This is a genomic window from Serratia marcescens (genome assembly GCF_006715005.1).
GTDB lineage: Bacteria > Pseudomonadota > Gammaproteobacteria > Enterobacterales > Enterobacteriaceae > Serratia > Serratia montpellierensis.
Map to the genome: position 1 here is coordinate 1,650,983 of NZ_VFMJ01000001.1, position 17,448 is coordinate 1,668,430.

Below are 17,448 nucleotides of genomic sequence, written 5' to 3' on the forward strand. Positions count from 1 at the left end.
ACTCCAAACTAAAAACTCTGCGCATATTCTAACGCCGGTTCGCTTTTATCCGCAAACCGACTAAGGTTTATTTGCCGTCTGGATGGCCATGGGCGGCCGCCGGTTGGCGAAATCGGTCTTTCCGTGCTAATTAGGTTGCGTGACGCTTTTTATCAGGTACAGTGTGGGATTTTGCGGCGTCGGGTGGAAGGTTTTGTTTACGCCATGAATAAAACTCACACAGCCATACTTCTGGGGCATGGGTGAATAGCAGGCAGGATCAACAACTTGCGTTCAGGTTGAGCAGTTGGGCAACCAAAAGAAAAAAATCTGTTGATCTCTTGCCAGACTGCCGCAATATAAAAAAAGAGACACGAATTGCCGCGGCACGGCGAGATAAAAGACTTCTTTTTAGAAGAAATAAATTAGGTAAAGGTAAATATGGGTAAAGCTCTCGTAATAGTTGAGTCCCCGGCAAAAGCCAAAACTATTAATAAATATTTAGGAAATGACTACGTGGTGAAGTCCAGCGTCGGTCATATCCGTGATTTGCCGACCAGTGGCTCAGCCAGCAAAAAGAGCGCTGACTCAACCGAAGACAAAGCCAAGAAAAAAGTTAAAAAAGATGAGAAGGCGGCGCTGGTAAATCGCATGGGCGTCGACCCTTACCACGGCTGGAAAGCACATTATGAAATCCTGCCGGGTAAAGAAAAAGTGGTCGCCGAGTTAAAATCGTTGGCGGAAAACGCCGACCACATTTATCTCGCAACCGACCTTGACCGCGAAGGGGAAGCCATCGCCTGGCACCTGCGGGAAGTGATCGGTGGGGATGACAAACGCTTTAGCCGCGTGGTGTTTAACGAAATCACCAAAAACGCAATCCAACAGGCGTTCAAACAGCCGGGCGAGCTGAACATTGATCGCGTTAACGCGCAGCAGGCTCGCCGGTTTATGGACCGCGTGGTGGGCTATATGGTCTCGCCGCTGCTGTGGAAAAAAATTGCCCGCGGCCTGTCCGCCGGCCGCGTACAGTCGGTGGCGGTGCGCCTGGTGGTTGAGCGCGAACGCGACATCAAGGCGTTCGTGCCGGAAGAGTACTGGGAGCTGCATGCCGATCTGCTGGCGAAGGGTGAAACTGCGCTGCAGATGGAAGTGACTCACGCGCACGACAAACCGTTCAAGCCGGTCAACCGCGAGCAGACTCACGCCGCGGTCAAGCTATTGGAAAAAGCCCGCTACACGGTGCTGGATCGCGAAGATAAACCGACCAGCAGCAAGCCGGGCGCGCCTTTCATTACCTCCACGCTGCAACAGGCCGCCAGCACTCGTCTGAGCTTCGGCGTGAAGAAAACCATGATGATGGCGCAACGGCTGTATGAAGCCGGCCACATCACCTATATGCGTACCGATTCCACCAACCTGAGCCAGGATGCGCTCAACATGGTGCGTGGCTATATCGGTGACAACTTCGGCGACAAATACCTGCCGAAGGCGCCGAATCAGTACAGCAGCAAAGAGAATTCGCAGGAAGCGCACGAAGCGATCCGTCCTTCGGACGTGAACGTGCTCGCCGAGCAGTTGAAAGACATGGAAGCGGACGCGCAGAAGCTGTATCAGCTGATCTGGCGCCAGTTCGTTGCCTGCCAGATGACGCCGGCGCAATACGATTCCACCACGCTGACGGTGAAAGCCGGCGATTATCAGCTGCGCGCCAAGGGCCGTACGCTGCGCTTTGACGGCTGGACCAAGGTGATGCCGGCGCTGCGCAAGGGCGATGAAGATCGCACCCTGCCATACGTCGAAATCGGCAGCGATCTGGATCTGCAAAAACTGATCCCAAGCCAGCACTTCACCAAGCCGCCGGCGCGCTACAGCGAAGCCTCGCTGGTGAAAGAGTTGGAAAAACGCGGCATCGGCCGCCCGTCCACCTACGCCTCCATCATCTCGACCATTCAGGATCGCGGTTATGTGCGGGTGGAAAGCCGCCGCTTCTATGCCGAGAAAATGGGTGAGATCGTCACCGATCGCCTGGAAGAAAACTTCCGCGAGCTGATGAACTATGACTTCACCGCGCGCATGGAAGACGGTCTCGATGAGGTTGCCAACAACCAGGCCGAGTGGAAAGCGGTGCTGGACGAATTCTTCGTCGACTTCAGCGAGCAGCTGGAAACGGCGGAGAAGGATCCGGAAGAAGGCGGCATGCGCCCTAACCAGATGGTGATGACCAGCATCGACTGCCCGACCTGCGGCCGTAAGATGGGCATCCGTACCGCCAGCACCGGCGTGTTCCTCGGCTGTTCCGGCTATGCGCTGCCGCCGAAGGAGCGCTGCAAAACCACCATCAACCTGGTGCCGGAAGCGGAAGTGCTCAACATCCTCGAAGGCGACGACGCGGAAACCAACGCGCTGCGCGCCCGCCGCCGCTGCCAGAAATGCGGTACGGCGATGGACAGTTATCTGATCGACAACCAGCGTAAGCTGCATGTCTGCGGTAACAACCCGGCGTGTGACGGCTATGAGATCGAAGAGGGCGAGTTCCGCCTGAAAGGCTACGATGGCCCGGTGGTGGAGTGCGACAAGTGCGGCTCGGAAATGCACCTGAAAATGGGGCGCTTCGGCAAGTACATGGGCTGTACCAACGAGAACTGTAAAAACACCCGCAAGATCCTGCGCAACGGCGATGTCGCGCCGCCGAAGGAAGATCCGGTGCCGTTGCCGGAGCTGCCGTGCGAGAAGTCCGACGCCTATTTCGTGCTGCGTGACGGCGCTGCCGGCGTGTTCCTGGCGGCCAATACCTTCCCTAAATCGCGCGAAACCCGTGCGCCGCTGGTGGAAGAGCTGGCTCGCTTCAAGGATCGCTTGCCGGAGAAGCTGCGCTATCTGGCCGATGCGCCGGTGGCGGATGCCGAAGGCAATAAAACGCTGGTGCGTTTCAGCCGTAAAACCAAACAGCAGTACGTCTCTTCTGAAAAAGACGGCAAGGCGACCGGTTGGTCCGCGTTCTACGTGGACGGCAAGTGGGTCGAAGGCAAGAAGTAAGGCCGCGTTGTCCTGCCTGCAAGATGAAAAACCAGCCCTGGCGGCTGGTTTTTTTTTATTGGTGAAAAGCGGCAAACGGATCTATCCTTTGCTGTTTTTATCCCTCCGTCACCGTCGTTTCACGTTGATACCAATGCAAAATAATCGTTATCATAGTGTGACGCGGATCTATACTTGAAGCTGCAACGTGGTATAGTGGTTATATAAAAAGTTTTTTTATTATTAAAGCTTATTAACAACGGCGTTTTCTTCACCATCAGGGTAGAACACGGTGTTTATGGCTTGTGAGTTTCAGCATACCGGGGCGACACCGATATACCTGGCTGCGGGTAAGCCGCAGTGTTTAACCTAGGATGGTATAAGATATGAAATTGCAGCAGCTTCGTTACATTGTGGAAGTGGTTAACCACAACCTGAATGTCTCCTCGACGGCAGAAGGGCTCTATACCTCGCAACCCGGCATCAGTAAACAGGTGCGCATGCTCGAAGATGAGCTGGGCATCCAGATTTTCGCCCGCAGCGGCAAGCACCTGACCCAGGTCACCCCGGCCGGCCAGGAAATCATTCGCATCGCGCGTGAAGTGCTGTCCAAGGTGGACGCCATCAAGGCCGTCGCCGGTGAACACACCTATCCGGACAAAGGCTCACTGTACGTCGCCACCACGCATACCCAGGCTCGCTACGCCTTGCCCAACGTGATCAAAGGCTTCATCGAGCGTTACCCGCGCGTCTCGCTGCACATGCATCAGGGCTCGCCGACGCAGATCGCCGAAGCGGTCTCCAAAGGTACCGCCGATTTCGCCATCGCCACCGAAGCGCTGCACCTGTACGACGATCTCATCATGCTGCCGTGCTACCACTGGAACCGCGCGGTGGTGGTGAAGCCCGATCATCCTTTGGCGGGTAAAAGCAGCATCAGCATTGAAGAGCTGGCGGCTTACCCGATCGTCACTTACACCTTCGGCTTTACCGGGCGTTCGGAGTTGGATACCGCCTTCAACCGCGCCGGCCTGACGCCGCGCATCGTCTTTACCGCCACCGACGCCGACGTGATCAAAACTTACGTGCGTCTGGGATTGGGGGTTGGGGTGATCGCCAGCATGGCGGTGGATCCGGTTCAGGATCCGGATCTGGTGACGGTGGATGCGCGTGATATCTTCACCTACAGCACCACCAAGATCGGTTTCCGCCGCAGCACTTTCCTGCGTAGCTACATGTACGACTTCATTCAGCGCTTCGCGCCGCACCTGACGCGCGACGTGGTCGACAGCGCGGTGGCGCTGCGCTCCAACGAAGAAATCGAAGCGATGTTCAAGGACATCAAGCTGCCTATCAAATAGCCGCCAGCGTTGACGACATCAAACAACACCCGGACAGGCCTGCGCCTCTCCGGGTTTTTTATGAGCAAAACCCTGCGCCATAAAACACCCCATTCGCAAGCTGCGCTAATCCAATCCTAGTGGGGAGAATGCGTTATGGCGCTTTAACGTCAGGCCAACGCCCTCTGTCATTTTCGCTAAGTTTCTGAATCACGGCCATTCAACCTTGAAACAGCTTATGGCTCCCTTGTTAGGAATCATCTGAAAACAAAGTGTTTTTGTTCTGGCAAAGAGTTTTTTTTCTCTCGGAAGTTAAAGTAATGCTAACCAATTGCCAGCGGAGCCGCTTATCTCATGACCAGCCGTATCTCTGTTCAATTGCCCGTTGAGGGCCTGCTTTTTTGGAAGCTGGCGGGCCGTGAGGCCTTGTCCGAGCCGTTTGCGCTTACGCTGACCTTGCTGGGCCGGGATGCCCGCATTAATCGCAGCGAGCTGTTGGGGCAACCGGTCACGGTGAATTTACCGACGGGGCTGCTGTCAGCGGATCGCCATATCAATGGCAAAGTGACCCGCGTTGCCGTCAGTGCCGTCGAATTAAGTGGCACGCGTTATGCTGTGTATACGTTGACGGTGGAATCGGATCTATGGCCGATGAAGCGGGATCGCAATCTGCGCATCTTCCAGGGCCAGACGGTGCCGCAAACGGTGCATGCTTTGCTCAGCGAATATCAGGTGAACGTAGAGGATAAACTCACCGGTCGCTATCGGGTGTGGGATTACTGTGTTCAGTATCAGGAGAGCAGTCTCGATTTTATCAGCCGCCTCATGGAGCTGGAGGGTATCGTTTACCATTTTCGCCATGAGGCGGGCCGCCACACGCTGGTGCTGACGGATGCGGCAGGGCAGTATCAGCCGTTTAGCGGCTACGAGACGATTCCTTACCATCAGACTCCGTCTGGCGGCAGCACCCTCGAGCAGGGCATCGGCCAATGGGCACCGGAAGACAGCGTAACGCCGGGCATTTACGGTTTGGACGACTATGACTTTCGCAAACCGAACGCCTGGCTGTTCCAGGCTCGTCAAAACCCGGCCTCGCCGATGCCGGGCAGCATCGATGTCTACGATTGGCCGGGCCGCTATGTCGAACACGCCGATGGAGAGTTCTACGCGCGCGTGCGCCAGGAACGCTGGCAGGTGGAACATCAGCAGGTACACGGCACAGCAACGGCGATTGGAATAGCGCCGGGTTATACCTTTACCCTGATCAACGCCCCGTTTTTCAGCGATAACGGCGAATACCTGACGACGGCCGCCGATTATACGTTCTCCGAGAACCGCTACGCCAGCGGCGAAGAAGGAGGGACGGTTCATCGCGTCGACTTTACGGTTATCCCGGCCGCTACCGTCTTTCGTCCGCTGACGGTGACGCCGTGGCCGCGCACCTATGGCCCGCAAACGGCCAAGGTGGTGGGGCCTGTCGGCGAGAATATCTGGACGGACAAATACGGCCGGATAAAAGTGAAGTTTCACTGGGATCGCCGCGCCAAAGGGGATGATACCAGTTCGTGCTGGGTGAGGGTCTCGAGTGCCTGGGCGGGGCAAGGGTTCGGTTCGGTACAGATACCGCGCGTCGGCGATGAAGTGGTGGTGGACTTTATCAATGGCGATCCGGATCGGCCGATTGTCACCGGGCGCGTCTACAATGAGGCGAGCATGCCGCCGTGGGTGTTGCCGGCGGCGGCTACGCAAATGGGCTTTATGACTCGCAGTAAGGACGGAAGCCGGGATAACGCCAGCTATCTGTTTTTCGAAGATAAGGTGGGCAGCGAGGCCGTGGAACTGCACTCCGAAAAGGATATGAAGGTTTCGGTGGAAAATGACCAGCAGGTCAATATTGACGGTAACCGGACGACAACTATCCTCAAGCAACAGCAAGACGAAGTGACGGGCAATGCCACCTTCCATTACAAGAGCCAGCGTACCACCACGGTGGATCACAAAGAAACCGGCTATTTTAATGGCGGTGTCGCTACGGAGATCAAGGCGGGGCGGACGTTCGACATTAAGGACGGCGGCGACAAGGTAACGATCAAAGGCGACCGCACCAGCGATATCGAGGGGAATGAAAGCCACCATGTCACCGGCAAACTGACCGAGACCCTGGATAAAGGGCGGGACGTTACGATCGGCGCCGGCGGCCATAAAGAGGACATCACCGGGGGCGTTACCCGCGAGATCAAGGGCGGCGTCAACGAAACGATCAAAGACGGCGTTACCACCAATATCAATAGCGGCGACTGGACGCAAAACGTCAACGCGGGAACCATTACGATTTACAGCCCGCATCAGATCAAGATTGTCAGCGGCGAAAAGATCAGCCTTGAAGCGCCGGAGTCCGTGTTCAATCCCAAGCTGCACAGCCTGACCGTGACCGCCTTCAGCGAAAGCATTACCGGTAATAGCGTATCGGCATCGGCGATAGCCAGCAGCATCGTTGGCGTGTCCAACGGCCTGACGGGGCTATCAAATTCTTATAAGCTGAAAGAGTTTTCAAAGACGGCGTTCAAAACGGAAACGAACGGGGTGGTGGTGAATGTCGAGGTGACCAATATCAGCAACAGAACGCTGAATGTAACGAATAACTCGTTGTTTATAATTACATAAAATGGAGCAGCACACTTATGTCTCTGGCTGATATGTCGAAGTACTTCCTGTATGCGGGGATCGCCACCCCTGTCGTGATGGGCATTTTCTTTTACTGTATTTTTAAAAATAACGGCGGTAACTCGACCGAGACGTCTGCCGTTAAAAACTATCTCAACAAGGACAGCTGGCAAGGCGAAATTATCGCCTCGCACCTCGAATCCTGTCGGCAAACCAACACTCGATACGGCAATGACTTTTTCTTTGACGTTGATTTTTATCTCCCGGGCGACACCCGACTCCACACTGCCAAGGCCCTGGTTCAACCTGGCCAGATGCATTTACTGCGCAAAGGGATGGACATCAAAGTAAAGAAGGGCCGTAAGGATCAGCTGGCGGTTGTGGAGATGGATTTCCCCGCTGAGCCGTTGTAGAGCAAACCTTTCCCTGTTAAAGCGCCGCATCGTTGCGGCGTTTTTGTTGGCGCATGGCCTAACCCCTTGGCGGCGCTCGGACTTCTTTTCCGCTGATTGTTCCTGCCTATCGCTGTGATCAAATCGTGTTGTTATCAAAACGTTAACTTATCTTTGTGGTATCTTTAAACAAGACCTCACTGATTACCCTGTTTTAGTCACAATAAGAAATGGAGGAGCTATGTCGTCCGATCTTCGTGAAACAAGTCTGGATAAGCTGGTTGCGCTGAATAGCGAATATTACTATTACAGTCTGCCGCTGGCGGCAAAGCAGCTGGGTGCTATCGACCGGTTGCCGAAATCAATGAAAGTGCTGTTGGAAAACCTGCTGCGCCATGTGGATGGCGACACCGTGCAGGTTGACGACCTCAAGGCCATCGTCGCCTGGCTGCAAACCGGCCATGCTGACCGTGAGATCGCCTATCGTCCGGCGCGCGTGCTGATGCAGGATTTTACCGGCGTTCCGGCGGTGGTGGATCTGGCCGCGATGCGCGAAGCGGTACGGCGGCTGGGCGGCAACGTCGACCAGGTGAATCCGCTGTCGCCGGTGGATCTGGTGATTGACCACTCGGTTACCGTCGATGAATTTGGCGACGATAACGCCTTTGAAGACAACGTGCGTATCGAAATGCAGCGCAACCACGAGCGCTACACCTTCCTGCGCTGGGGGCAGAAAGCCTTCAACCGCTTCCGCGTGGTGCCGCCGGGCACCGGCATCTGTCACCAGGTCAACCTTGAATACCTTGGCCAAACGGTCTGGCACAGCGACGAAAGCGGCCGCCGCGTGGCTTATCCCGATACGCTGGTGGGCACCGATTCCCACACCACCATGATCAACGGCCTGGGTATCCTCGGCTGGGGCGTCGGCGGCATCGAAGCGGAAGCGGCGATGCTGGGCCAGCCGGTGTCGATGCTGATCCCGGACGTGGTCGGCTTCAAGCTGACCGGCAAGCTCCGCGAGGGCATTACCGCCACCGACCTGGTGTTGACCGTGACCCAAATGCTGCGCAAGCACGGCGTGGTCGGCAAGTTCGTCGAGTTTTACGGCGACGGGCTGGCCGATCTGCCGTTGGCGGACCGGGCAACCATCGCCAACATGTCGCCGGAGTTCGGCGCCACCTGCGGTTTCTTCCCGGTGGATGACGTTACGCTCGGCTATATGAAGCTCAGCGGCCGCAGCGCCGAACAAATCGCGCTGGTGGAAGCCTACGCCAAAGCGCAGGGCATGTGGCGCAACCCGGGTGATGAACCGGTCTTCACCAGCTCGCTGGCGCTGGACATGTCAACCGTGGAAGCCAGCCTCGCCGGGCCAAAGCGCCCGCAGGATCGCGTTGCGCTGCCGAATGTGCCGCAGGCGTTCAAGGCCGCCACCGAGCTGGATATCGGGGGACACAAGGCCAATACCGACAGCAAAACCTTTACGCTGGATGGGCAACAGCACGAACTGCGAGACGGTGCGGTGGTGATCGCGGCGATCACCTCCTGCACCAACACCTCCAACCCGAGCGTAATGATGGCGGCCGGCCTGCTGGCGAAAAACGCCGTCAAGAAAGGGCTGCGCAGCAAACCCTGGGTAAAAACCTCGCTGGCGCCGGGATCCAAAGTGGTGACCGACTACTTCGACAGTGCCAAACTCACCGCCTACCTGGAAGAGCTGGGGTTCAACCTGGTGGGGTATGGCTGTACCACCTGCATCGGTAACTCGGGTCCGTTACCTGATCCGATCGAGCAGGCGATCAAAGAAGGCGATCTGACCGTGGGGGCGGTGCTCTCGGGCAACCGTAACTTTGAAGGGCGCATCCACCCGCTGGTGAAAACCAACTGGCTGGCCTCGCCGCCGCTGGTGGTGGCTTATGCGCTGGCGGGCAGCATCAAGATTGACCTGACCAAAGAGCCGCTGGGCGAGGGCAATGACGGTCAGCCGGTCTACCTGAAGGATATCTGGCCGAGCAGCCAGGACATCGCTCAGGCGGTGGACGAAGTGCGCACCGAGATGTTCCACAAGGAATACGGCGAAGTGTTCGACGGCGACGCCAACTGGCAGGCGATCCAGGTGGCCGGTTCGGCGACCTATCAGTGGCAGGAGGATTCTACCTATATCCGCCATCCGCCGTTCTTCAGCACCATGAAGGTGAAACCGGACCCGGTGCAGGACATCAAAGACGCGCGTATTCTGGCGATTTTGGCCGACTCGGTGACCACCGATCACATCTCGCCGGCGGGTAACATCAAGCGCGACAGCCCGGCGGGGCGTTACCTGAGCGAGCATGGCGTAGCGCCGCAGGATTTCAACTCCTACGGTTCACGCCGTGGCAACCACGAAGTGATGATGCGCGGTACCTTCGCCAATATCCGCATCCGCAACGAAATGGTACCGGGCGTGGAGGGGGGCTATACCCGCCATATTCCGTCGCAGCAGCAGCTGTCTATCTACGATGCCGCCATGCAGTATCAGCAGGAGAAGGTGCCGCTGGCGGTGATCGCCGGCAAAGAGTACGGCTCCGGCTCCAGCCGCGACTGGGCGGCGAAGGGGCCGCGCCTGCTGGGCGTGCGGGTGGTGATTGCCGAATCCTTCGAGCGTATTCACCGCTCCAACCTGATCGGCATGGGGATTTTGCCGCTGGAGTTCCCGCAAGGGGTGACGCGCAAAACCCTGGGGCTGACCGGGGATGAGCAGATTAGCGTCGGCGGCCTGCAGCAGCTGCAGCCGGGCCAAACGGTGCCGGTGCATATCACCTATGCCGACGGGCGCAAGGGCGTGATCAACACCCGTTGCCGCATCGATACCGGCAATGAGCTGACCTACTACGAAAACGACGGCATCCTGCACTATGTGATCAGGAAAATGCTGTAATTAGGCAATAAAAAGGGCGCCGTAAGGCGCCCTGATTGTTTCCGCCGCGGCGGCGATCATTTCTGATCGAGCAAATGGCCCATTTTGGCGGCCTTGGTCGCCAGATAGTGTTCGTTCTTCGGGTTGCGGCCGACGATCAGCGGCACGCGCTCGCTGATGTTGATGCCGGCTTCGGTCAGGATCTCGACCTTTTTCGGGTTGTTGGTCAGCAAACGCACCGCGTCGACGCCCAGCAGTTTGAACATGTCGGCGCACAGGGTGAAGTCGCGCTCATCGGCGGCAAAGCCGAGCTGGTGGTTGGCTTCCACGGTGTCTGCGCCCTTATCCTGCAGGGCATAGGCGCGGATCTTGTTCAACAGGCCGATATTGCGGCCCTCCTGGCGATGATAAAGCAGGATGCCACGGCCTTCTTCGGCAATCTGCTCCAGCGCGGCTTCCAGTTGAAAACCGCAGTCGCAGCGCAGGCTGAACAGGGCATCGCCGGTCAGACATTCGGAATGCACGCGTGCGAGCACCGGCGTTTCGCCGGAAATATCACCGAATACCAGCGCCAGATGGTCATGCCCGGTCGCCAGTTCTTCGAATCCTACCATCAGGAAATCGCCCCAAGGTGTCGGCAGTTTAGCCTCTGCCACCCGTTTAAGCTGCATGTCATTCTCCACAAAAAACTACGATTCAATCATTGTCGCGCATCCTAAGTCCGGTTCGGTAAATTGACCAAGACTAAAACGTGCTACGCCGATCTCTATTTCGTTAATTATCGGCTATTTTGCCACAACTTCTTGCCGGGCGGTGCTCAGCAAACCAGCAGATGGCGTTTTCTGGCCACCTATTACTGCGATAGGTTGCCTATCTGTTTAATTTTTCGCGTGTTATCAATATTGCACTCTTGTTACACTGCTGCCTGATTCACGCAGAGGAAGAATAGAATGTATGAGATAGCAAAACGCACGGCGGGCGGCGCGCTGTTGTTGCTGTTGATGCCGCTGGTAGTATGGGCATCCGGCTGGCACTGGCAGCCCGGCGGCAACGAGCCGCTGCTCAAAGCGCTGTACTGGGTGACCGAAACCGTGACCTCGCCGTGGGGCATTCTGACCAGCGCTATCCTTTGCGGTTGGTTTTTGTGGTGCCTGCGCTTTCGGTTGAAGGCAGCCATCGGCCTGGCCATTCTGCTTGCCGCCGCGTTGGTGATTGGGCAGGGGGTCAAGTCCTTAATCAAGGATCGGGTGCAAGAACCGCGACCGTTTGTGGTATGGCTGGAGCAAACCCACGGCGTGGACGGTAAATACTTCTATTCGCTGCATCGCAAAGAGCGCAGCGCGCTGGTGCGCGAGCAATTGCAGGATCAGACGGTGGTGCCGAACTGGCTGCGCAAGCACTGGCAGTTTGAAACCGGTTTCGCTTTCCCGTCGGGGCACACGATGTTCGCCGCTACCTGGGCGCTGTTGGGCGTAGGGCTGCTGTGGCCGCGCCGCCATTATAAAACCGTCGCGCTGCTGATGGTGTGGGCGACCGGCGTGATGGGCAGCCGCCTGCTGTTGGGCATGCACTGGCCGCGCGATCTGGCGATGGCTACGCTGATCAGCTGGCTGCTGGTGGTGGTCACCTGCTGGTTGGCGCAGCGCTGGTTCGGCCCGCTGACGCCGCCGCCGCAAGAGCAGCAGGAAATCGCGGCGCGCAAGCCTGAGAAATGAGTGTTATGTGACCATGTCACACACACGGCGGCGTCGGATCGACGCCGCATTAACCGCTTACATTCTCCCGCCATTGCAATCCGCCCGGTTGCCCCCATATCCTTATAAATTCGACGTTTTGAGAAGCTTTCTCATCAATTTGTTCGCTAAGACCATTTACTGCCGAATATGCCAGCAGATATGTGGTTTTATCGTGCCGCAGGGTTTCCCTGCCGCAGCGGGAAATGCTAACTTAAGGGTTAGGGACGCCACGTTTTGGCATCGTTCATCCGATTCACTCGGCATCGCGGGAAAGAATGTGAAATATTTGCTGATTTTTTTGTTGGTTCTGGTGATCTTCGTGATTTCCGTCACCTTGGGTGCGCATAACGATCAGGTGGTCAATTTTAACTATCTGGTTGCGCAGGGCGATTATCGCGTATCGACCCTGTTGGCCACGCTGTTTGGCGCCGGTTTCGTGCTCGGCTGGATCATTTGCGGTCTGTTCTACCTGCGTACCCGTATTGCGCTGGGTCGCGCCGAGCGCAAGATCAAAAGGCTGGAGCTGCAGCTTGATCAGCCCGCTGAACCGGCGGCTCAGCCCGTTGTCAGCAAGGAATAATCCTCTATGTTAGAACTGCTGTTTCTGTTGCTGCCCGTGGCTGCCGCGTACGGTTGGTACATGGGGCGCAGAAGCGCTCAGCAGGATAAACAGCAAGAAGCCAACCGCCTGTCGCGTGAATACGTGGCAGGGGTGAACTTTCTGCTTTCCAACCAGCAGGACAAGGCGGTCGATCTGTTCCTCGATATGTTGAAAGAGGACAGCAACACCGTTGAAGCCCACCTGACGCTGGGTAACCTGTTCCGCTCGCGCGGCGAAGTCGACCGCGCCATCCGCATCCATCAGGCCTTGATGGAAAGCGCCTCACTGACCTTTGAACAGCGCCTGCTGGCGGTACAGCAGCTGGGCCGCGACTATATGGCGGCCGGGCTGTACGATCGCGCGGAAGACATGTTCAGCCAGTTGACTGACGAAGCGGATTTCCGCGTATCGGCGCTACAACAACTGCTGGTGATCCACCAGGCTACCAGCGATTGGCAAAAAGCCATCGACGTGGCGGAAAAGCTGGTCAAGCTGGGCAAAGAGAAACAACGCGTCGAGATCGCGCACTTCTACTGTGAGCTGGCATTGCAGGCGATGGGCAGCGACGATCTCGATCGGGCGATGAGCCTGCTCAAGCGGGCAGATGCAGCCGATAAACAGTGTGCGCGCGTGTCTATCATGTTCGGGCGCATCTACATGGCGCAAAACGACTATGCTAAAGCGGCCGAGTCGCTGCAACGGGTGCTGAGTCAGGATAAAGAGTTGGTCAGCGAAACGCTGCCGATGCTGCAGGAATGTTACACGCATCTGCCGGAACAGCAGCACAACTGGGCTGAATTCCTGAAGCGCTGCGTGGAAGAGAACACCGGCGCTACCGCCGATCTGATGCTGGCCGAAATCATCGAGCAGCACGAAGGGCGCGACGTGGTGCAGGTTTATATCAACCGCCAGCTGCAACGCCATCCGACCATGCGGGTATTTTACCGGCTGATGGATTATCACCTGGCGGACGCCGAAGACGGTCGAGCGAAAGAGAGTCTGCTGCTGTTGCGCGATATGGTCGGCGAGCAAATTCGTACCAAGCCGCGTTACCGCTGCCACAAATGTGGCTTCACCGCCCACTCGCTCTATTGGCATTGTCCGTCGTGCCGCGCCTGGTCATCGGTCAAACCGATCCGCGGCCTGGACGGGCAATAACGCGGCGGCGCGACAAAACAAAACGGGGCGATTTATCGCCCCGTTTTTTTATGTTCGTCTGTTCGTCGTTTACTTTTTCTTGCCGCCTTTGGCGCCGGTTTTCAACAGCTGGCGGAGTTTTTTCAGCTCTTTCTGGCTCAGCGGCTGTTCTATTTCTTCTTCGGTGCTTTGGTTGTCTATCTCGCCGTGGTGCAGCTCATCCGCCTTTTTGGTCGGTTTTTCTGCCTTGGCGGCGGGCGCGCTGAAGCTGCTTTCCAGGCGCTGGCATACTTCCACGCTCAGCGAAAATTCGTTTTCAGCGGCGGCGGCGCGGATTTTTTCCTTGAGTTCCAGAGGAATTTTAATGGTAAGTGTCGATATCTCGCTCATTTTGAAAGCCTTTCTGCAGGAAGATGCCTTCAAGCTAAGCCACTGGCGATCGGGTGTCTAGTGTGTAATAAAAATTTAATATTTATGTAACAAATGAGGGCGAGGCAAACGCGGGTTTTTTAGGCGAGAAACAGAGGCAGGGCCCGAGTGAGCGGGCCCTGTACCGGGAACATTATTTGTAGATGATCGCGGTGCCGCTCAGCATGTTGTTACCACCGGCGGAGATGATGCGGTAGCTGCTGGCGCCCTGGGCATCCGCTTTAGCGGCCAGCTTTTTCTCCAGGCTGCTGAGGGTGGTCGCGTGGCCTGCGGAAACGACGCCGGTGGCAGTCAGGCTATCGGCCTGCTGGCTGCTGATCGGTTCAGCCGCGAAGGTGGCGAAAGAGGTCAGTGCGATAGCGGCAGCGGCCGCAAAATATTTGATGGTTTTCATAGGTGACTCCAGTCTGTTTATTAAGGAAGGAAGCCGTTCGCTTCCGATGTGGTGAATAATAAAGCATCCGTGCCAATTGAAAATCTGATAATGCTGAGTAAGTCATTCAAAATATCTGATTAACAATTTACGCATCTTTACGGCGTTTTACGCTGCGTGGTTTATTGCTGACGCGCTTTCGTTGACGCGCCATGACAAAGGTGAGAAGTAACATGACAGAGCGCCGGTGCGCGCTGCGGCTGGGATTTCTGGCCCCCGGCATGTAGAATGCGGCGGTCAGTTTCGCGGGTGAGTCCCTGATTATGTCTATTTTAGAGAAGGTAGAAGAAATGAAGTCTGAAAATAACGCTAATAACAATGACTTAAAATCATCTCCAATCGTTGTGGCGTTAGATTACGCCGATAAGAACGCTGCGCTGGCGTTCGCCGACCGTATCGATCCGCAAGACTGCCGGCTGAAAGTGGGCAAAGAAATGTTCACGCTGTTTGGGCCGCAGCTGGTGCGCGATCTGCATGGGCGTGGCTTCGACGTGTTTCTCGACCTGAAATTCCACGATATACCCAATACCACCGCGCATGCGGTCGCGGCGGCGGCTGAGCTGGGTGTTTGGATGGTCAACGTCCATGCCAGCGGCGGTGCGCGCATGATGACCGCCGCTAAAGAAGCGTTGGCGCCATTCGGGGCGGATGCGCCGCTGCTGATTGCCGTGACGGTGCTCACCAGTATGGAAGCGGAAGACCTGCGCGGCATCGGCATCGAGGCCAGCCCGGCGGAGCACGCCGAGCGCCTGGCACGCCTGACCCGCGACTGTGGGCTGGACGGCGTGGTGTGTTCGGCACACGAAGCGCAGCGGCTGAAGGCGGCCTGCGGGCAGGCTTTCCAACTGGTTACACCGGGGATCCGCCCTGAGGGCAGCGCGGCGGGCGACCAGCGCCGTATCATGACGCCGGTGCAGGCGCAGGCCGCCGGCGTGGACTACATGGTGATTGGGCGTCCGATCACCCAATCTGCCGATCCGGCCGCGACGCTGCGCGCGATCCGCGCCTCTTTGGCCTGAGGAACCGCCGATGAATGACGATAACAGCCGCCTGGTGTATTCCACGGACACCGGCCGCATCAAGCAGGAAGAGGTTAAGCCGCAACGCGCCAAGGGCGACGGCATCGTGCGCATCCAGCGTCAAACCAGCGGCCGCAAGGGGAAGGGCGTGTGCCTGATCGCCGGCGTCGATCTGGATGACGCTGCGCTCGACAAACTGGCGGCCGAGCTGAAAAAGAAATGCGGCTGCGGCGGTTCGGTGAAAGACGGGATCATCGAGATCCAGGGCGATAAACGCGATCTGCTCAAGCAGCTGCTGGAAGCGAAAGGCATGAAGGTCAAATTGACGGGCGGTTGAGGTGAATCGCCATGCCGCGGTGCAATGCCGTGGCATGGCTTGAGGTTGTTGCTGCCGGGGGTTAGCCCGTTAACGGTAAAAGAACTCTAGACGTAAAGTAAAGCAGACCTGAAATCATCGTTATTTTGGTTAATGCGTCAAAGCGCCGAGGCGCTTTTGCCAGCCTGTCGGCCGAGGACTCTCGGTCAGGTTATTTGCCAACCTGGTGACCGATGATGCCCCCCACCGCAGCCCCGCCCAACGTGCCCAACGCGCTGCCGTCTGTCAGTACGGCGCCGCCGACTGCACCGGCGCCGGCGCCGATAGCGGTGTTACGATCGCGCTTGGACATGTTGGAGCATGCGCTGAGTGAAAACGCCAAAGTCAGTGCCAGAGCGGCGGTAGCGAAACGTTTATTGATAATCATCATAATGACTTCTCCTTAGCATTGGCTATATGGAAGTGCCCTATAAGTATAGGCGCTAACCATCAATCAGGCCTGCTGTTGATTCCCATACAGTATCGATATAAAAAATGGCATTTTTTGTTAATGGCCGAATAATTAGCAGGTTACGGCCCAAAAGTTACCGAAACTGAGTATAGGTTTCTCGGAAAGGATAAACAGGTAAATAGTCTTAAAATCCCGCTGCACAGGGGGAACGGTGCGCGGTGTGGCCCGCGCGCCGCGGTGGGTGCGGTGGCGGCCCGCGTTAGTCGTTGACCAACTCCACCTGTACGCCCTGGCGTTTCAGCTGATGCTGATACTCGAGCGCCAGACGCGAATCGGTGATCACCCGGCTGATCTGGCCCGGCTGCGCCAGCGGGTTGGGCTGGATCTGGCCGAATTTGCTGGAGTCCGTCAGCACGATATTCTCCACGCCCTTGGCCAGCACCGCGCTGACCACGTCGGCGCGCATCATGTCGCGGCCGGTAAAGCCGGTTTCGGCCTGAAAGCCGTCAATGCCGATAAACGCCTTGTTGAAATGCACCTGCTGAATGCACAGCCGCGTGAGCGGGCCGACCACGGTCTCGCTTTTCTTCTGGTACATGCCGCCCAGCACAATCACGTCGCAGTCGGTTTCTTTCAGCAGGTTGGCGATGTAGTGGCTGACGGTGATCAGCGTAATGCGCTTGCGTTCGGCGATGTAGCGGGCCAGCAGGGCGTTGGCGCTGCCGCTCTCGATAAAGATCGTCTCGCCGTCATTGACCTGCGCGGCGGCGTACTGCGCCAACCGTTGCTTGAGGGTGAAATTGGACATCATGCGAGCGTCGACGTCGTCGCTCTCCAGCGCCACGGCGGAGCCATGTACTCGCTTCAGATAACTGCGCTTTTCCAGCAGGTTGAGATCCTGCCGGATAGTGACTTCCGAAACGCCCGAGGCGCGCGCTAGCTCATTGACGCTGATCCGCCGGCGATCGTTAACCAACTGCAATATGGTCTGTTGTCGTAAATTCATATCGGCCTGATGATGCGGCCGCCAAGGCGCGGCC

General features: G+C 57.2%; 15 protein-coding genes. 10 read left to right on the forward strand and 5 right to left on the reverse strand.

The genetic code is table 11. The features are described from left to right. The first annotated feature begins 420 nt into the window (after positions 1-420). The 5 genes from topA (at position 421) to acnA (ending at position 10,307) form a co-directional block, all read left to right on the forward strand. Positions 421-3,018 carry a type I DNA topoisomerase gene (topA, locus tag FHU12_RS07910; RefSeq protein ID WP_141968496.1) on the forward strand — a complete coding sequence of 866 codons (2,598 nt, stop codon included), beginning with the start codon at positions 421-423 and terminating at the stop codon, positions 3,016-3,018. 365 nt (positions 3,019-3,383) lie between these two features. Next, positions 3,384-4,358 carry an HTH-type transcriptional regulator CysB gene (gene cysB, locus FHU12_RS07915; protein ID WP_004930690.1) on the forward strand — a complete coding sequence of 325 codons (975 nt, stop codon included), beginning with the start codon at positions 3,384-3,386 and terminating at the stop codon, positions 4,356-4,358. Positions 4,359-4,691: 333 nt separating this feature from the next. Next, positions 4,692-7,001 carry a type VI secretion system Vgr family protein gene (locus FHU12_RS07920; protein WP_141968498.1) on the forward strand — a complete coding sequence of 770 codons (2,310 nt, stop codon included), beginning with the start codon at positions 4,692-4,694 and terminating at the stop codon, positions 6,999-7,001. 17 nt (positions 7,002-7,018) lie between these two features. Further along, entirely contained in the window at positions 7,019-7,414 is a 396-nt protein-coding gene (locus FHU12_RS07925) for a hypothetical protein (RefSeq protein ID WP_141968500.1), read from the forward strand. Between the two features lie 220 nt (positions 7,415-7,634). Further along, the gene (acnA, locus tag FHU12_RS07930; protein WP_141968502.1) at positions 7,635-10,307 is read left to right on the forward strand and encodes an aconitate hydratase AcnA; all 2,673 of its coding nucleotides are present in this window, start codon (positions 7,635-7,637) and stop codon (positions 10,305-10,307) included. A 56-nt stretch (positions 10,308-10,363) separates the two neighbouring features. Here acnA and ribA read toward each other — a convergent pair whose 3' ends face one another. Continuing rightward, positions 10,364-10,957 carry a GTP cyclohydrolase II gene (gene ribA / locus FHU12_RS07935; RefSeq protein WP_141968504.1) on the reverse strand — a complete coding sequence of 198 codons (594 nt, stop codon included), beginning with the start codon at positions 10,955-10,957 and terminating at the stop codon, positions 10,364-10,366. A gap of 279 nt (positions 10,958-11,236) precedes the next feature. On the opposite strand from ribA, the gene pgpB reads away from it, so the two are divergent. The 3 genes from pgpB (at position 11,237) to lapB (ending at position 13,781) form a co-directional block, all read left to right on the forward strand. Further along, positions 11,237-12,001, forward strand: coding sequence for a phosphatidylglycerophosphatase B (pgpB, locus tag FHU12_RS07940; RefSeq protein ID WP_141968506.1), 765 nt, complete (start codon positions 11,237-11,239; stop codon positions 11,999-12,001). Positions 12,002-12,299: 298 nt separating this feature from the next. Continuing rightward, positions 12,300-12,602, forward strand: coding sequence for a LapA family protein (locus tag FHU12_RS07945; RefSeq protein WP_141972926.1), 303 nt, complete (start codon positions 12,300-12,302; stop codon positions 12,600-12,602). 6 nt (positions 12,603-12,608) lie between these two features. After that, positions 12,609-13,781, forward strand: coding sequence for a lipopolysaccharide assembly protein LapB (gene lapB / locus FHU12_RS07950; RefSeq protein WP_025303023.1), 1,173 nt, complete (start codon positions 12,609-12,611; stop codon positions 13,779-13,781). Between the two features lie 69 nt (positions 13,782-13,850). On the opposite strand, the gene FHU12_RS07955 is transcribed toward lapB, so the two are convergent. Together FHU12_RS07955 and bhsA are read right to left on the reverse strand one after the other, a co-directional pair. Further along, on the reverse strand, positions 13,851-14,150 hold the full coding sequence (locus FHU12_RS07955) for an Arc family DNA-binding protein (protein WP_063918434.1): 300 nt from the start codon (positions 14,148-14,150) through the stop codon (positions 13,851-13,853). 172 nt (positions 14,151-14,322) lie between these two features. After that, the gene (gene bhsA / locus FHU12_RS07960) at positions 14,323-14,583 is read right to left on the reverse strand and encodes a multiple stress resistance protein BhsA (RefSeq protein ID WP_141968508.1); all 261 of its coding nucleotides are present in this window, start codon (positions 14,581-14,583) and stop codon (positions 14,323-14,325) included. Between the two features lie 329 nt (positions 14,584-14,912). Between bhsA and pyrF the strand changes: the two genes are divergently transcribed. Both pyrF and yciH read left to right on the forward strand, forming a co-directional pair. Further along, positions 14,913-15,641, forward strand: a complete 729-nt coding sequence (pyrF, locus tag FHU12_RS07965; protein WP_185742286.1) for an orotidine-5'-phosphate decarboxylase — start codon at positions 14,913-14,915, stop codon at positions 15,639-15,641. A 10-nt stretch (positions 15,642-15,651) separates the two neighbouring features. Beyond that, positions 15,652-15,978, forward strand: a complete 327-nt coding sequence (gene yciH / locus FHU12_RS07970; protein ID WP_141968512.1) for a stress response translation initiation inhibitor YciH — start codon at positions 15,652-15,654, stop codon at positions 15,976-15,978. A 190-nt stretch (positions 15,979-16,168) separates the two neighbouring features. On the opposite strand, the gene osmB is transcribed toward yciH, so the two are convergent. Together osmB and FHU12_RS07980 are read right to left on the reverse strand one after the other, a co-directional pair. Further along, positions 16,169-16,387: an osmotically-inducible lipoprotein OsmB gene (gene osmB / locus FHU12_RS07975; protein WP_004945176.1), complete on the reverse strand. Its 219-nt coding sequence runs from the start codon at positions 16,385-16,387 to the stop codon at positions 16,169-16,171. 280 nt (positions 16,388-16,667) lie between these two features. Then, entirely contained in the window at positions 16,668-17,414 is a 747-nt protein-coding gene (locus FHU12_RS07980; RefSeq protein ID WP_049271273.1) for a DeoR/GlpR family DNA-binding transcription regulator, read from the reverse strand. Positions 17,415-17,448 lie beyond the last annotated feature (34 nt).

Bases quoted from the DNA above. Each gene is read 5' to 3' on its own strand.
- pyrF (WP_185742286.1), top strand. From the start codon at position 14,913: ATGAAGTCTGAAAATAACGCTAATAACAATGACTTAAAATCATCTCCA.
- bhsA (WP_141968508.1), bottom strand. From the start codon at position 14,583: ATGAAAACCATCAAATATTTTGCGGCCGCTGCCGCTATCGCACTGACC.
- osmB (WP_004945176.1), bottom strand. From the start codon at position 16,387: ATGATGATTATCAATAAACGTTTCGCTACCGCCGCTCTGGCACTGACT.
- cysB (WP_004930690.1), top strand. From the start codon at position 3,384: ATGAAATTGCAGCAGCTTCGTTACATTGTGGAAGTGGTTAACCACAAC.
- FHU12_RS07920 (WP_141968498.1), top strand. From the start codon at position 4,692: ATGACCAGCCGTATCTCTGTTCAATTGCCCGTTGAGGGCCTGCTTTTT.
- ribA (WP_141968504.1), bottom strand. From the start codon at position 10,957: ATGCAGCTTAAACGGGTGGCAGAGGCTAAACTGCCGACACCTTGGGGC.
- FHU12_RS07980 (WP_049271273.1), bottom strand. From the start codon at position 17,414: ATGAATTTACGACAACAGACCATATTGCAGTTGGTTAACGATCGCCGG.
- FHU12_RS07955 (WP_063918434.1), bottom strand. From the start codon at position 14,150: ATGAGCGAGATATCGACACTTACCATTAAAATTCCTCTGGAACTCAAG.
- yciH (WP_141968512.1), top strand. From the start codon at position 15,652: ATGAATGACGATAACAGCCGCCTGGTGTATTCCACGGACACCGGCCGC.
- lapB (WP_025303023.1), top strand. From the start codon at position 12,609: ATGTTAGAACTGCTGTTTCTGTTGCTGCCCGTGGCTGCCGCGTACGGT.
- FHU12_RS07925 (WP_141968500.1), top strand. From the start codon at position 7,019: ATGTCTCTGGCTGATATGTCGAAGTACTTCCTGTATGCGGGGATCGCC.
- pgpB (WP_141968506.1), top strand. From the start codon at position 11,237: ATGTATGAGATAGCAAAACGCACGGCGGGCGGCGCGCTGTTGTTGCTG.
- topA (WP_141968496.1), top strand. From the start codon at position 421: ATGGGTAAAGCTCTCGTAATAGTTGAGTCCCCGGCAAAAGCCAAAACT.
- acnA (WP_141968502.1), top strand. From the start codon at position 7,635: ATGTCGTCCGATCTTCGTGAAACAAGTCTGGATAAGCTGGTTGCGCTG.